Raw genomic sequence first — 15621 nt, forward strand, 5'->3', positions numbered from 1 at the left:
AGGTCCGCACTCATCCCTGCGGACACCATGTTCGCAGCCGGATGGGCCCGGCGCAGGTCAGTCGACAAATCCATCAACCGCTCGAACGCCGCCCGTTGCCGCCCCGCGTACTCCCCGGTCAGCGGAGCGACGGTCATCAGTCCGGCGAGCCGCAGCCCCGGCGAGGCGGCGACCAGGTCGGCCAACTCTTCGATTCCCCCCGGCGCCACGCCACCGCGCTCTCCCCTGCCGCTCGCACCCGCGTCGAGCGCGACCTGGAGCAGGCACCCCACCTCGCGCCCGGCCCGCACCGCCTCCTTGGACAGCGCGTCCACGAGCCTGGAACGGTCCACGGACTGCACGAGATCCGCGTAACCCACCACGGATCGCACCTTGTTCGTCTGGAGTTGACCGACGAAGTGCCAACTCAGGGGCAGATCCGCGCACTGGGCGGCCTTGGGGGCCGCGTCCTGGTCGCGGTTCTCGGCGACCTGGCGCACCCCGAGCTCCGACAGGATCCGCACATCGCTCGCGGGATAGGTCTTGGTGACCACGATCAGGGTCACCTCCTCCCGCTTGCGCCCGGCCGCCGCACAGGCGGCGGCGATGCGCTCCTCCACTTTCGCCAGGTTTTCGGCGAGTTCGTCCCTACGGTCCGTCATGCCCCATCAGTCCAGCCACACATAGCCCGCGAGCCGCCCGGTGGTGCGGTCACGGCGGTACGAGAAGTGATCCACCGACTCCAGCGTGCACACCGGCGACTGCACCCGGTCGCGCACCCCGGCGCGCGCCAGCTGTGCGTGCACGCCGGCGCTCACGTCGACCGCGGGAGTGCCCCAGCTGGTCTCGGCGTGCGCCGCCGGCTCGACGGCGGCCACCTCGGCGCGCATGGTCTCCGGCACCTCGTAGCACCGGCCGCAGACGGCCGGGCCGGTGCGGGCGACGATCCGGGCGGGGTCGGCGCCGAGTTCGGTCATCGCGCGGACGGCGGCGGGCACGACCCCGGCGACCATCCCGGGCCGGCCCGCGTGGGCGGCGGCCGCGATCCCCGCGACCGGGTCGGCGAGCAGGACCGGTGTGCAGTCGGCGGTGAGGACGGCGAGGGCGAGCCCCCGGCGCGCAGTGACGATCGCGTCGACCTCGGGCACCGGCCGGTCTCCCCACGGCTCGTCCACGACGGCCACGTCGTTCCCGTGGACCTGGTTCATCCAGACCACCCGGCCGGGGTCCACGCCGAGCGACTCGGCGGCGGTCTCCCGGTTGGTCCGTACCGCCTGCGGGTCGTCGCCGACCGCCCCGCCCAGGTTGAGCTCCTCGTACGGAGCGGCGCTCACCCCGCCCCACCTGTCGGTGAAGGCGAAGTGCGCGCCGCTCACGGTCTCACGCTGTCCTGTCACGTCGTAAGGATCACTTGAGGAAGTCCGGTACGTCCAGTTCCTCGGCCGCGCTGTCCGTGTAGGAACGCGACGGCGGGACCGGCGGGGCGACCGGGATGTCGGCCACCGGCTCGGGCGCCGGCTCCGGCTCCTCCTTGGGTGTCACGCTGCCGAGCGAGCCGAAGGAGGGGCGGGACTCGGGCTGCCGCGCCGGAGCGGGCTCCTCGCGGCGGGCGGAGGCCGAGGACGAGCCGAGGACGGTGTCCCGGCGGGCCGGGGGCTGGCCGCCGTCGAAGCCGGCCGCGATCACGGTGACGCGGACCTCGTCGCCGAGGGCGTCGTCGATGACCGCGCCGAAGATGATGTTGGCCTCGGGGTGGGCTGCCTCGCTGACCAGCTGGGCGGCCTCGTTGATCTCGAACAGGCCAAGGTCGGAGCCGCCGGAGATGGAGAGCAGCACGCCCCGGGCGCCGTCGATGGAGGCCTCCAGGAGCGGCGAGGAGATCGCCATCTCGGCGGCGGCCACCGCGCGGTCGTCGCCGCGGGCCGAGCCGATCCCCATGAGGGCCGAACCGGCCTCGGACATGACCGACTTGACGTCGGCGAAGTCGAGGTTGATCAGGCCGGGGGTGGTGATGAGGTCGGTGATGCCCTGGACACCGGAGAGCAGGACCTGGTCGGCCGACTTGAAGGCGTCGAGGACCGAGACCTGGCGGTCCGAGATGGACAGCAGCCGGTCGTTCGGGATGACGATGAGGGTGTCGACCTCTTCGCGGAGTTCGGCGATGCCGTCCTCGGCCTGGTTGGCGCGACGCCGGCCCTCGAAGGTGAAGGGGCGGGTGACCACGCCGATGGTGAGGGCGCCGAGATTGCGCGCGATGTTGGCCACGACGGGCGCGCCGCCGGTGCCGGTGCCGCCGCCTTCACCGGCCGTGACGAAGACCATGTCGGCCCCCTTGAGGACCTCCTCGATCTCCTCGCGGTGGTCCTCCGCGGCCTTGCGCCCGACGGCCGGGTTGGCGCCGGCGCCGAGTCCGCGGGTGAGTTCACGGCCGACGTCGAGCTTGACGTCGGCGTCGCTCATCAACAGCGCCTGCGCGTCGGTGTTGATGGCGATGAACTCGACGCCCTTGAGGCCGACCTCGATCATCCGGTTGATGGCATTGACACCACCGCCGCCGACACCGATGACCTTGATGACTGCGAGGTAGTTCTGCGGTGCTGCCACGTCGAAGGCCTCTCGCCTCGAATTAACGTTGCCGTCTGCGTGCGGTGTCCCGCGCGGGACGGCGGATGCCGAATGGGACGGTCCGTAGCGCCGACCCGAACCCTAACCCTGAAGTTTAGGGTTACCAGTGTGCCTGTTCCCTGGAGTCTTCTGAACAGGACACTAAGTCGACAAGTGGCGCCCGTTCAACGAACACGCCGAACCTCCCGTTTTTCTTTTCACCCTATGTGATCAGCCGTAGCAGTGCCCAACCAGGGTGCTGGCCTGCGCTGATGTGCGTCAACTCGCTGATGACGCAGGGGCGGTGGGAACGCTCACGTCGAAGTGCCGTGCGCCGGAAGCTGCTTTCATGAGTGCGGTGAGCGTGCGCGCCTTGGCGGCACCGTTCTCGGCACTGCCCCACTGCACGGTCCGGCCACCGGTCAGCAGCAGCGAGATGTCGTCGTAGGAACGGACCTTGAGGGTCTGGGTGTCCCTGCGGACGGCGGCCGGGATGTCACCCGCGATCGCGACCGCCTCCCGCACCAGCCGGTCGGTGCCGAACCGGCGCAGGCTCGCGATGGTCGAGCCCGACCGGGCGGGACTCAGGTCCAGCGCCGGGGCGCCGTCCGGCGCCTGTGACACCGTGGCGAAACGGACTCCCTTCTTGTCCACTTCCGTGAACGTCCCACCCTTTGCGATGAGCAGAACCGGAGTTCGCTCAGTCACTTTCAGCCCGATGCCGTGCGGCCAGGAGCGGACGACGTCAACCTCGTCGATCCGGGGCAGCTTTCGGCGCAGCCGGGCCTCGATGCCGTCCGTGTCGACGGAGACCATCGGCGCCCCGACGGGGACGGCGGCGGCCTCGCGGACCTGCTCCGGCGTCAGAACGGCCGTGCCGGAGACGGAGACGTGCCGGACCCGTAGCCACGAGGAGCCGTACAACAGCCAGACGGAGCCGCCGCCGAGGAGCAGCAGGAGCGCGGCCAGGATGACGATCGTACGAAGGCGGCGCTTCCTCAACAGCCGGGCGGGCGGCGGGCCGGACGACTCCTGCTGGCGTTCACCGCGCTCGGCGGTGGTCGATCCGGCCACGCTGCTCACTCGCCTTTCGTCATACGGTCCTATCGGCTTGAGGCGATCGCCTCGTACACCATGCCGACGAGCAGGTCGTCGGCGTCCCGCCGGCCGAACTCGCTTGCCGCGCGGGACATCTCGTAAAGCCGGTGCGGGTCGGCGAGGACGGGCAGCACGTTCTGCTGCACCCACTCCGGGGTGAGTTCCGCGTCGTCGACCAGCAGACCGCCGCCCGCCTTGACCACCGGCTGGGCGTTCAACCGCTGTTCGCCGTTGCCGATGGGCAGCGGGACGTACGCGGCCGGGAGTCCGACGGCGGAGAGTTCGGCGACGGTCATCGCGCCCGCGCGGCAGAGCATCATGTCCGCCGCGGCGTACGCGAGGTCCATCCGATCCAGGTAACTTACCGGGATGTACGGGGGCATCCCCGGCATCTGGTGCACCTGGGGCAGTTCGTTCTTCGGGCCGACCGCGTGCAGGATCTGGATGCCCGCCTGCTGCAGCCACGGCGCGACCTGCTGGACCACCTCGTTGAGGCGGCGGGCGCCCTGGGAGCCGCCGGAGACGAGCAGCGTGGGCAGGTTGGGGTCGAGGCCGAAGCGGTGGCGGGCCTCGGGGCGGGCGGCGGCCCGGTCCAGGACGGAGATGGAGCGGCGCAGCGGGATGCCGATGTAGCGGGCGTCACGCAGCTTGCTGTCGGGCGTGGAGACGGCGACCCTGGCGGCGTACCGGGAGCCGATCTTGTTGGCGAGGCCGGGGCGGGCATTGGCCTCGTGGATCACGATCGGCACCCCGAGGCGCTTGGCGGCCAGATAGCCGGGCAGGGCGACGTACCCGCCGAAGCCGACCACGCAGTCCGCCTTGGTGCGCTCCAGGATCTGCTCGGCGGCCTTGATGGTGCCGCGCAGCCGGCCGGGGACGGTGATCAGTTCGGGGGTGGGCTTGCGGGGCAGCGGCACCGCCGGGATCAGCGCCAGCTCGTAGCCGCGCTCCGGTACGAGCTTGGTCTCCAGGCCGCGTTCCGTGCCCAGGGCCGTGATCCCCACGGTGGGGTCCTGCCTGCGCAGGGCGTCCGCGAGGGCGAGCGCGGGCTCGATGTGGCCGGCGGTCCCCCCACCAGCGAGTACGACATGCACCGAAATTCACCGCTCTCCGGACGAGCGCGCCGCCGAGGCGCGCCGTCGCATCGTGTTCCATCTCCGAGGTCCGCGAGGACCCCCGGCCCCCCGCTTTCTACCAAAGCGAGGTTGCCGCATCGCAAGCGCCGCCCGCGCAGCGGGCTCGTCGCGCGCGAAGGCGATCAGCAGCCCGATGGCGAACATGGCAGGCAGCAGGGCGGAGCCTCCGTAGGAGAACAGCGGGAGCGGGACGCCGGCGATCGGCAGCAGGCCGAGCACCGCACCGATGTTGATCACTGCCTGGGCGATGATCCAGGTGGTCACGCCTCCCGCGGCATACCTCACGAAGGGATCCTCCGTGCGTCCGGCCACGCGGATACCCGCATAGCCTAGAGCCGCGAACAGGGCCAGTACCGACAGCGTCCCCGCCAGACCCAGTTCCTCACCGGTGACGGCGAAGATGAAGTCCGTGTGGGCTTCTGGCAGTTGGCCCCATTTTTCCACACTCGCGCCGAGTCCGGAGCCGAAGAGACCGCCGCTGGCCAGGGCGTAGATGCCGTGCACCGCCTGCCAGCAGTCGGCGACCCCGGTCTTCGGCTCGGTGGCGCCGATGCAGGCGAGCCGGGCCATCCGGTTGGGGCTGGTCTTGATGAGGATCACGCCGAGCACGCCCGCGATCGACAGCACTCCCGCGAACAGCCGGGTCGGCGCCCCCGCCAGCCACAGCACGCCGAACAGGATGGCGGTCAGGATGATCGCGGTGCCCATGTCGCCGCCGAGCATGATCAGCCCGAGCAGCAGGAAGGTGACCGGGACCAGCGGTACCAGCATGTGCTTCCACTGGCTCAGCAGCCGCTTCTCCTGTTTGCGCGCCATCAGGTCGGCGCCCCACAGCACCAGGGCGAGCTTGCCGAACTCACTGGGCTGGATCTGGAAGGAGCCGCCCAGCGAGATCCAGTTCTGGTTGCCGTTGACCGACATCCCTATGCCCGGCACCTGCACCAGCGCCATCATGAAGACGGCACCGGCGAGGATCGGGTAGGCGAGCGCCCGGTGCAGCTTCACCGGCATCCGGGACGCGACGAGCAGCAGCACCCCGCCGATGCAGGCGGCCAGAAACTGTTTGCGGAAGAAGAACGAACCCGGCAGGGACATCTGCAGCGCGGTGATCTGGGAGGCCGAGTAGACCATCACGAGACCCAGCACGATGATCAGCAGGCTGCCGCCGAGGATCAGGTAGTACGCGGTCAGCGGCCGGTCCCAGGCCCGGTGGGCACGGGAGTGGAACCGCCGCAGCGGGTTCTCGCGGGCCGTGCGGGGCGCGGCGGGCCCGCGTGCCGCTCGCTGCACGGGCGGCCGGCCGGTGCGGCTACCGGGCATCAACGCCTCCGCTGAACGTCGAGCGTCGCACGCGTCCCTCCCAAGGTCGCCCGGCAGGCGGCCGGGTCAGGCGCCGAGTTCGCGAACGGCCTGAGCGAACGCGTCACCACGCTGGTTGTAGTTGGCGAACATGTCCATGGAGGCACAGGCGGGGGCGAGGAGCACCGTGTCGCCCTCGACCGCCAGCCGCCGGGCCTCCTGGACCGCCGCGAGCATCGCCCCAGTGTCGGTCCGGTCGAGGTCGACGACGGGTACTTCCGGCGCGTGTCGCGCGAGGGCCTCCCGGATGAGGGCGCGGTCGGCGCCGATCAGCACCACGCCGCGCAGCCGCGCCGCGGACTTGGCGACCAGTTCGTCGAAGGTGGCACCCTTCGCCAGACCGCCCGCAATCCATACGATCGACTCATATGACGCCAAAGAGGCTTCGGCCGCGTGGGTGTTGGTGGCCTTGGAGTCGTCGACGTACGCGACCCCGCCCACGTCGGCGACGTACGCGATGCGGTGGGCGTCCGGGGTGAAGCTCCGCAGCCCGTCGCGGACGGCCGTGGCGGGCACCCCGAAGGCGCGCGCGAGGGCCGCCGCGGCAAGGGCGTTGGCGATGTTGTGCGGGGCCGGCGGGTTGACGTCGGAGACCTCGGCCAGCTCCTGGGCGTTCTTGTGCCGGTTCTCGACGAAGGCGCGGTCGACCAGGATGCCGTCCACGACGCCGACTTGGGACGGCCCCGGGGGGCCGAGGGTGAAGCCGATCGCACGGCAGCCCTCCTCGACGTCGGCCTCGCGGACCAGGTCCTCGGTGAGCTTGTCGGCGACGTTGTAGACGCAGGCGACCCGGTTGCCCTCGTAGATTCGGCCCTTGTCGGCGGCGTAGGCCTCCATGGAGCCGTGCCAGTCGAGGTGGTCGGGGGCGAGGTTCAGCACGGCCGCCGAATGGGCGCGCAGGGAGGGCGCCCAGTGCAGCTGATAGCTCGACAGCTCCACGGCCAGGACGTCGTACCGCTCGTCCCCGAGGACCGCGTCGAGCAGCGAGACGCCGATGTTGCCGACGGCGGCCGTGCGCAGGCCCGCGGCCCTCAGGATCGACGCCAGCATCTGGACGGTGGTGGTCTTGCCGTTCGTGCCGGTGACGGCCAGCCAGGGGGCCGCGTCGGGCCCCCGCAGCCGCCAGGCCAGCTCGACGTCGCCCCAGACGGGGACCTGCGCCTCGGCGGCCGCGAGGAACAGCGGCTTGTCCGGCTTCCAGCCGGGTGCGGTGACGATCAGTTCGGTGCCCGCCGGCAGGGTCGCCCCGTCCCCGAGCCGTACCGTGACGCCCAGCGCCTCCAGTTCGGCGGCCTGCTCGCGGGCGCGGGCGTCGTCGCCGTCATTGACGACCGTCACGAGCGCACCGCGCGCGTGCAGCACCTTGGCCGCCGGGACACCGGAGACGCCGAGCCCGGCGACGGTGACGTGCTTGCCCTGGAATTCCGGGGACACCGAGGAGGTCACTTGGCCGCTGCCCATCCCGCATAGAAGAGACCGAGTCCGACAATCACACAAACACCTTGAATGATCCAGAAGCGGACCACTACAAGTACCTCGGACCAGCCCTTGAGTTCGAAGTGGTGCTGGAGTGGCGCCATCCGGAAGACACGCTTTCCGGTGAGCCGGAAGGAGCCGACCTGGATGACGACCGACATGGTGATGAGGACGAACAGGCCGCCCATGATGGCGACGAGGAGTTCCGTGCGGGACAGGATCGCCAGGCCCGTGAGGACACCGCCGAGCGCGAGCGAACCGGTGTCACCCATGAAGATCTTGGCCGGCGAGGTGTTCCACCACAGGAAGCCGAGGCAGGAGCCCATCAGCGCGGAGGCGATGACCGCGAGGTCCAGCGGATCGCGGACCGTGTAGCAGGCGCTGGGGTTGGTCAGGGTCATCGCGTTGGCGCAGGACTCCTGGAACTGCCAGACGCCGATGAACGTGTAGGCGCCGAAGACGAGCACGGAGGCGCCGGTGGCGAGACCGTCCAGACCGTCCGTCAGGTTCACGCCGTTGGACATCGCGAGGATCATGAACAGCGCCCAGACCACGAACAGCACCGGCCCGATGGTCCAGCCGAAGTCCGTGATGAAGGACAGCTTGGTGGAGGCCGGGGTGTTGCCGATGGAGTCCGGGAACTGCAGCGAGAGCACCGCGAAGGAGATGCCGACGATCAGCTGGCCGGCCATCTTCGCCTTGGCCCGCAGACCCAGCGAACGCCGCTTGACGATCTTGATGTAGTCGTCCAGGAAGCCGACCAGGCCCATCCCGCACATCAGGCCGAGCACCAGCAGACCCGAGTAGCTCGGGCTGTAGCCGGTGATCACCTTGGACAGGAAGTAGGCGGCGACCGTCGACAGGATGAAGGCGATACCACCCATCGTCGGCGTACCGCGCTTGCTGGCGTGCTCGCGCGGGCCGTCGTCACGGATGTACTGGCCGTAGCCCTTGCGCGCGAGGAGCTTGATCAGCAGCGGGGTACCGATCAGCGTCAGGAAGAGACCGATGACACCCGAGAAGAGGATCTGCTTCATCATCGGACATCAACACCCTCGGCACCGGACTCCAGGAGCGCCTGCGCAACGCTCTCCAGGCCCACCGAACGCGACGCCTTCACGAGTACGACGTCCCCCGGGCGCAACTCGCTGCGCAACAGGTCGACAGCCGCCTGTGCGTCGGACACGTGCACCGACTCCTCACCCCACGAACCCTCGTTATATGCGCCCAGTTGCAGCCAGGAGGCTTCCACTCCCCCGACGGCGACGAGCTTGCCGACATTGAGCCGGACGGCGAGCCGTCCGACCGCGTCGTGCTCGGCGAGCGCCTCGTCCCCGAGCTCGGCCATCTTGCCGAGCACCGCCCACGTGCGTCCCCCCTTTGCCTGTGCGGCTGTGCCCATGGCCGCGAGCGCGCGCAGCGCGGCTCGCATGGACTCGGGGTTGGCGTTGTAGGCGTCGTTGACGATGGTCACGCCGTCCGGGCGCTCGGTGACCTCCATACGCCAGCGGGAGAGGGAGCCCGCCTCGGAGAGCGCGGTGGCGATCTCATCCACGGACATGCCCAGCTCATGGGCGACGGCGGCCGCGGCGAGCGCGTTCGACACGTGATGCTCACCGTACAGGCGCATGGTCACATCGCTTGCACCGGAGGGTGTGTGAAGGCTGAACGCGGGCTGTCCCGTGTCCGTGAGTCGTACGTTCTCGGCCCGTACGTCCGCTTCGGCCGACTCTCCGAAAAGGACCACCTTCGCCTTGGTACGGGAGGCCATGGCCCGGACCAACGGGTCGTCGGCGTTGAGGATCGCGGCGCCGCCGTCGTCGGCCGACGGGAGCGCCTCCACCAACTCGCCCTTCGCCTGGGCGATCTGCTCCCGGCCGCCGAACTCGCCGATGTGGGCGGTGCCGACGTTGAGGACCAGGCCGATCCGCGGGGGCGTCAGATCCGTCAGGTAGCGGATGTGCCCGATGCCGCGGGCGCCCATCTCCAGTACCAGGAACCGGGTTTCCGCGGTGGCGGACAGGGCGGTCAGCGGCAGCCCGATCTCGTTGTTGAACGAGCCGGGCGTGAACACGGTCGGCGCCTTGGTGCGCAGCACCTGGGCGATGAGGTCCTTGGTGCTGGTCTTGCCGGCCGAGCCGGTGAGGGCCACGAGGGTCGCGCCGAGCCGTCGTACGACATGGCGGGCGAGGGCGCCGAGGGCGGTCTGGACGTCGTCCACGACGATCGCGGGCACGCCGACGGGACGCGACGCCAGTACGGCGACCGCGCCCCGCGCGACGACCTGCGCCGCGAAGTCGTGGCCGTCCACGCGCTCGCCCACGAAGGCGGCGAACAGACTGCCCGGTCCGGCCTCCCGGGAGTCCCGGACGACCTCCCCGGTGACCTGGACGGACGGATCCGGTATGTCATGCGTCTGCCCGCCGACGACTGCTGCGATCTCGGCGAGAGAGAGGGCGATCACAAGTTCATCCCCTGGGTCTTCTGGATTTTCATCCCTGGGTTTTCCGGATGGCTTCGCGGAGCACCTGGCGGTCGTCGAAGGGACGGATCACGCCGGCGATGTCCTGGCCCTGCTCATGGCCCTTGCCCGCGACCAGCACGGTGTCGCCGGGGTGCGCGCGGGCGACGGCGGCCTCGATCGCGGCGGCCCGCTCCTCGAAGAGCAGCACCTCGCCGCGCTCGTGGGCGGGCACCCCGGCGGCGCCTTCGAGCATGGTCGCGAGGATGGCGAGGGGGTCCTCGGAGCGGGGGTTGTCGGAGGTGAGTACGGCCGTGTCGGCGAGCCGGGCCGCGGCGGCGCCCATCGGGCCCCGTTTGGTCCGGTCGCGGTCGCCGCCGCAGCCGAGGACGATGAGCAGCCGGCCCTTGGTGACCTTGCGCAGGGCTCTGAGGACGGACTCGACGGCGTCGGTCTTGTGGGCGTAGTCGACGACCGCGAGGTAGGGCTGTCCGGCGTCCACGCGCTCCAGCCGGCCCGGCACCCCCGGTACGGCGGCGACGCCGTCGGCGGCGGTCTGCGGTTCGAGTCCCGCGGCGGCGAGGGCGACGATCGCGGCGAGGGTGTTCGCCACGTTGAAGGGGCCCGGCAGCGGCGACTTGGCGGCGATCCGGACGCCCTCGGGCCCGACGACCGTGAACGTGGAGTCGAGCGGGCCGATGTGGACGTCGGTGGCCCGCCAGTCGGCGTCCGGGTGGCCCTCGGCGGAGTAGGTGACGACCGGGACGGTGGCCTCCCGGGCGAGCCGGCGGCCGTACTCGTCGTCGACGTTGACCACACCCCGCCTGCTGCGCTGCGGGGTGAACAGCTGCGCCTTGGCCTGGAAGTAGTCCTCCATGCCGGAGTGGAACTCCATGTGTTCCGGGCTCAGGTTGGTGAAGACGGCGATGTCGAAGACGCAGCCGTCGACCCGGCCGAGGACCAGGGCATGGCTGGAGACCTCCATGGCGACCGCCTCGACCCCGCGCTCGCGCATGACGGCGAACAGCGCCTGGAGGTCGGTGGCCTCGGGGGTGGTGCGCTCGGACTTGATGCGCTCGTCGCCGATGCGCATCTCGACCGTGCCGATGAGTCCGGTGGTGCGGGCCGACTTCAGGCCACCCTCGACCAGGTAGGCCGTGGTGGTCTTGCCCGAGGTGCCGGTGATGCCGATCTGGAGCAGGTCGCGTCCCGGACGGCCGTAGATGGTGGCCGCGAGCTCGCCCATCCGCGCGCGCGGGTCGTCGACGACCAGGACCGGCAGGCCGGTCGCGGCGGCCCGTTCGGCACCCGTCGGGTCCACCAGGACGGCGACCGCGCCGAGGCCGGCGGCCTGGGTGACGAAGTCGGCGCCGTGCGCGCGGGCACCCGGCAGGGCGGCGTACAGGTCGCCTGGGCGCACCGCGCGTGAGTCATGGGTGATGCCCGTGACCTCCACGGTGTCGTAGGCGGGATCCGGGACGGCGGCACCCAGCTGATCGGCGAGCTCCGCGAGGGGTGTGGCGGAGTTCTGAACCGGTCGTGGCGGCCCCGGATATGTCACGGAAGCGCCCTTCTGGGTGGTTTGGGACTGATCAGCGTGTGGCACGGCGGTGAGCGTACCGGGCGCACCCGCTCCGGGGCGAAGTGAGGGGCGCGGGGCGCCGTGGTTGCCGGGATCGGGGGTGATCGTTGTCACGGGCTCGTTCCTGGTGGGTCGTGCGCGGTGCTGCGGCGCTGATCAGGGCTTGTAGTCGACGGGCAGGTTCGCCGCCCTGGCGCCGGTCGGCGGGATCTGGAGGGTCTTGAGGGCGAACTCCATCACCTGCTTGTAGATCGGGCCGCAGATCTGGCCGCCGAAGTAGCTGCCGGCGGTGGCGTTCTGGATGGCGCAGTAGACGGTGATCCGGGGCTTGTCCGCCGGGGCGAACCCGGCGAACGACGAGGTGTAGCCGCGGTACCTGCCGGTGGCCGGATCCACTCGGTTGGCGGTACCGGTCTTGCCGGCCACGTTGTAGCCGGGGATGGCCGCCTTGGCTCCGGTGCCCTGCTCGTCGTCGACGACCGACTCCAGCATGTCGGCCAGGGTCCTGGCGGTCTTCGCGCTGACCACGCGGGTCTTCTTGGGCTGTGCGGCCGGTGTGAAGCGGCCGTCGGCGCCCTTGGTGCCGCGGATCAGGGTCGGATCGACGCGGACCCCGCCGTTGGCGATCGTCGAGTACACGGAGGCCGCCTGCATGGCGTTGATGGAGAAGCCCTGGCCGAAAGGGATCGTGTACTGCTGGGACGTCGACCACTTGTCCGGGGCGGCCAGGATGCCCTTGGTCTCGCCGGGGAAGCCGAGTCCGGAGTAGCTGCCGATGCCGAACTTGCGCAGGTACGTGTAGAGGACCTGGTTGGACTGCTCCTGGGTCCTGCCGAGCTGGCCGGCGGCGAGGATGGTGCCGATGTTGCTGGACTTGGCGAGCACGCCGTTGAGCGTGAGGTACCAGGTGTCGTGGTCGACGTCGTCCTTGAAGAGCCGGTCGCCGCGGTGCAGCCGGTTGGGCACCACCACGTGGGTGAGCGGGGTCGCGACGTTCCGCTCCAGGACGGCCGCCATCGACATGACCTTGGCGGTGGAGCCGGGCTCGTAGGCGTCCTGGAGGGCCGCGTTGCCCATCGCCTCGGCGTCGGCCGTGGACAGGTCGTTCGGGTCGAAGCCGGGCGAGTCGGCCATGGCCAGGATCTGGCCGGTACGGGTGTCCTGGACGACCACGTAGCCGCGGTCCGCCTTGGACTTCTTGACCTGGTCGGTGATGGCGTTCTGCGCGGCCCACTGGATGTCGCGGTCGATGGTGAGCTCCACGTCGGTGCCGGGCACCGCGGGCGTCTCGGTGGAGGCCACGGTGGGCACCTCACGGCCGCCGGACTGGGCGTAGCGGATCTTGCCGTCCTTGCCGGTCAGCTCCTTGTCGAGCTTCTGCTCGATACCGCCGCCGCCCTTGCCGTCGGCGTTGACCCAGCCCAGTATCCCGGCGGCCAGATCGCCGTTCGGGTACACCCGCTGGCTGCTGGGGTCGGCGAAGACACCGGCCAGCACGTTGACGGTGTTGTTGTCGGTCGCCGCCTTGGTGGTGAGCGCGGCCTTCAGGTCCTTGATCTGCTTCCAGACCTGCGGGGTCTGCCGGGTGGCGAGCCGTACGTAACGCAGTTCCCTGTTCTCCGGCCGCAGCAGCTTGACGAGGGCGGCCTGGTTCTTGCCCAGGATGGGGGCGAGCAGCGCGGCGGCCTGCTCGGGGCCGTCGTCCACCTTGAGCTGCTTGCTGGTGAACATCGTGGGGTCCGCGGTGATGTCGTACGCGTCCTCGCTGATCGCCAGCGCCACGCCGTTGCGGTCGGTGATCCCGCCGCGCTCGGCGGCCAGGGTGTGCACGACGTACCGGTTCAGCTCGGCCTTGGCGGCGTAGGCGCTGGCGTCGACGGCCTGGACCTGGAGCAGGCGGCCGGCGAAGACGAGCATGACCAGGGTCAGGGCGAGGCCGACCATGCGCAGCCGGGGGCGGGGGCTGCCGAGGCGCAGCGGGCGCTGGGCCGGGGAGCGGGCCGCGCTCGGGCGGCGTACCGGGCGGGCACCGGGGCCGGGCTGCCGCCGGACCGCGCCCCTGGGGTCGCGGGGGTCCCGGGGGCGGGGCGGCTTGGCGGGGCCGGGCACACGGCGGCGCGGTTCCCTGTCGGACACTTCCGTCACCTGCCGGAGGTCGGGGTCGGGGTGGTCACGGGCGTGGGGGGCGGGCCGGGCGTCACCGGCGCGGAGGCATCGGCCGCGGCCGTGGACGGTACGGGGGCGTCGGTCGCGGCCGTGGACGGCCCGGCCGGGCTCTGGCCGGGGCCGGCCGGGACCTGCGTGGCGAGCGACTCGGGGGCGGGCGGCGCAGGGGCGCCGTCGGCACCCTGGAGCAGGGCGGCGGGGCTCGGAACGCCCTTCACCGTGCCGTCCGGGTCGAGGAAGACCGGGTCGCCGCCGGGCACCATGCCCAGCTCGCGGGCCCGGCGCTGGAGCGCGTCAGGGGCCGAGTAGGCGTCGATGTCCCGTTGCAGGGCCTGTTCCTCGTCAGTGAGGTTCTTGGTCTGCTTCTGCAGGTCGTCGAGTTTGAACGAGCCCTCGCTGAGCGCCGAGTTCAGCACCAGCAGGCCGATCAGACCGCCGCCGAGGAGCAGGACGACGAGCAGCACGAACGGGGTGCGGGCGGCCCGGGGCCCCCGGCCGGCCGGAAAGAGCCGGGCGAGGCGGGCGGCCCGCCCCCTCAGCTCGGGTTTCCTACTCACGTGTCCTCCGGAGGGTCCGGGAACCCCGCTCGCTCACGCCGCTCATTCAATGGACTCCCTGATGCGCTGGGCGCCACGAAGACGCGCGGGCGCGGCCCGGCGGTTCTCGGCGACCTCTTCCTCGGTGGGAAGTTCGGCACCGCGCGTGAGCAGCTTGAGCCGGGGCTGGTACTGCTCGGGCACCACCGGAAGGCCGGGCGGCGCGGTGGAGGCGGCGCCGGCCGCGAACACGTGTTTGACCAGGCGGTCTTCGAGCGAGTGGTACGACAGCACGGCGATCCGTCCGCCGACCGCGAGGGCCTCGACGGCGGCCGGTACCGCGCGTTCCAGCACGGCCAGTTCACCGTTGACCTCGATGCGCAGCGCCTGGAAGGTGCGCTTGGCCGGGTTGCCGCCGGTGCGCTTGGCGGCCTGCGGCAGCGCGTCCCGGATCAGCTCGACGAGCCGGGCGCTGTTGCTGAACGGCTCCTTCTCACGCTCCCTGACGATCGCCGACACGATCCGCTTGGCCTGCTTCTCCTCGCCGTACTGGAACAGGATGCGGACGAGATCACCGGCCGGGTAGGTGTTGAGGACCTCGGCGGCGCTGATGCCGGTGGTCTGGTCCATCCGCATGTCCAGCGGGGCGTCCTGGGCGTAGGCGAAGCCGCGGCCGGCCTCGTCGAGCTGCATGGAGGAGACACCGAGGTCGAAGAGGACGCCCTGCACGCGCGGGATGCGCAGGCTTTCGAGCACGTCGGGCAGCTCGTCGTAGACGGCGTGCACCAGGGTGGCGCGGTCGCCGAAGGGGGCGAGCCGCTCACCGGACAGGCGCAGCGCCTCCGTGTCACGGTCCAGGGCGACCAGGCGGGCCTCGGGGAAGCGGGTCAGCAGCGCCTCGCTGTGCCCGCCGAGGCCGAGGGTGCAGTCGACGACCACGCTGCCCGGCGCCTCCAGGGCGGGTGCCAGCAGGTCCAGACACCGCTGGAGCATCACCGGGACGTGTCGACTTTGGCTCAAGAGGGCCTCTCAGTTCCGGCGCGGGGGACGCACCGCCGGGTCCCCGCCCGCTCGGTACGCGCGCCGCGCACGTGGGGAGACGGCCCGGACGCCGTGCCGGGGTCTCCAGGGGATTTCACCAGCGGGGAGAGCCTCGCCTCCCGCTTCGCGTCACTTTAGTCCACCGTGTCGCCCGGTCAATCAACCGGCCTGCGCGGCGCGTAC

The 15621-nt window shown here is 71.0% G+C and carries 13 protein-coding genes; all 13 read right to left on the minus strand.

Annotation, left to right across the window (positions count from 1 at the left end; all coding sequences use genetic code 11):
- Positions 1-641 (minus strand): YggS family pyridoxal phosphate-dependent enzyme (locus ABZ646_RS04995; protein WP_360513037.1); only part of this gene is annotated, 641 nt, incomplete at its 3' end.
- A 6-nt stretch (positions 642-647) separates the two neighbouring features.
- Positions 648-1376: a peptidoglycan editing factor PgeF gene (pgeF, locus tag ABZ646_RS05000; protein WP_360513039.1), complete on the minus strand. Its 729-nt coding sequence runs from the start codon at positions 1374-1376 to the stop codon at positions 648-650.
- Between the two features lie 10 nt (positions 1377-1386).
- Complete coding sequence (gene ftsZ, locus ABZ646_RS05005) at positions 1387-2583, minus strand: cell division protein FtsZ (RefSeq protein ID WP_360513041.1); 1197 nt, start codon at positions 2581-2583, stop codon at positions 1387-1389.
- Positions 2584-2862: 279 nt separating this feature from the next.
- On the minus strand, positions 2863-3657 hold the full coding sequence (locus tag ABZ646_RS05010; protein WP_360513043.1) for an FtsQ-type POTRA domain-containing protein: 795 nt from the start codon (positions 3655-3657) through the stop codon (positions 2863-2865).
- A gap of 29 nt (positions 3658-3686) precedes the next feature.
- On the minus strand, positions 3687-4775 hold the full coding sequence (gene murG, locus ABZ646_RS05015) for an undecaprenyldiphospho-muramoylpentapeptide beta-N-acetylglucosaminyltransferase (RefSeq protein WP_360513045.1): 1089 nt from the start codon (positions 4773-4775) through the stop codon (positions 3687-3689).
- 6 nt (positions 4776-4781) lie between these two features.
- Positions 4782-6137: a putative lipid II flippase FtsW gene (gene ftsW, locus ABZ646_RS05020; protein WP_360513047.1), complete on the minus strand. Its 1356-nt coding sequence runs from the start codon at positions 6135-6137 to the stop codon at positions 4782-4784.
- 66 nt (positions 6138-6203) lie between these two features.
- Positions 6204-7637, minus strand: a complete 1434-nt coding sequence (gene murD, locus ABZ646_RS05025; protein ID WP_360513049.1) for a UDP-N-acetylmuramoyl-L-alanine--D-glutamate ligase — start codon at positions 7635-7637, stop codon at positions 6204-6206.
- Positions 7619-8689 (minus strand): phospho-N-acetylmuramoyl-pentapeptide-transferase, encoded by a 1071-nt coding sequence (gene mraY / locus ABZ646_RS05030; RefSeq protein WP_360513094.1) that lies wholly within the window; start codon positions 8687-8689, stop codon positions 7619-7621. Before mraY ends, murD begins: the two co-directional genes overlap by 19 nt.
- Entirely contained in the window at positions 8689-10116 is a 1428-nt protein-coding gene (gene murF / locus ABZ646_RS05035; protein WP_360513051.1) for a UDP-N-acetylmuramoyl-tripeptide--D-alanyl-D-alanine ligase, read from the minus strand. The genes mraY and murF overlap by 1 nt, the downstream gene beginning before the upstream one ends.
- A gap of 28 nt (positions 10117-10144) precedes the next feature.
- A complete protein-coding gene (locus ABZ646_RS05040) occupies positions 10145-11809 on the minus strand; it encodes a UDP-N-acetylmuramoyl-L-alanyl-D-glutamate--2,6-diaminopimelate ligase (RefSeq protein WP_360513053.1) in 1665 nt (554 codons plus the stop codon).
- 42 nt (positions 11810-11851) lie between these two features.
- A complete protein-coding gene (locus ABZ646_RS05045) occupies positions 11852-13831 on the minus strand; it encodes a penicillin-binding protein 2 (protein ID WP_360513055.1) in 1980 nt (659 codons plus the stop codon).
- Between the two features lie 5 nt (positions 13832-13836).
- Complete coding sequence (locus tag ABZ646_RS05050; RefSeq protein WP_360513057.1) at positions 13837-14418, minus strand: septum formation initiator family protein; 582 nt, start codon at positions 14416-14418, stop codon at positions 13837-13839.
- Positions 14419-14460: 42 nt separating this feature from the next.
- Positions 14461-15417 (minus strand): 16S rRNA (cytosine(1402)-N(4))-methyltransferase RsmH, encoded by a 957-nt coding sequence (gene rsmH, locus ABZ646_RS05055; RefSeq protein ID WP_360513059.1) that lies wholly within the window; start codon positions 15415-15417, stop codon positions 14461-14463.
- Positions 15418-15621 lie beyond the last annotated feature (204 nt).

Origin of the sequence: Streptomyces sp. NPDC007162, assembly GCF_040634175.1 — a bacterium.
In the GTDB taxonomy this organism is placed as follows: domain Bacteria; phylum Actinomycetota; class Actinomycetes; order Streptomycetales; family Streptomycetaceae; genus Streptomyces.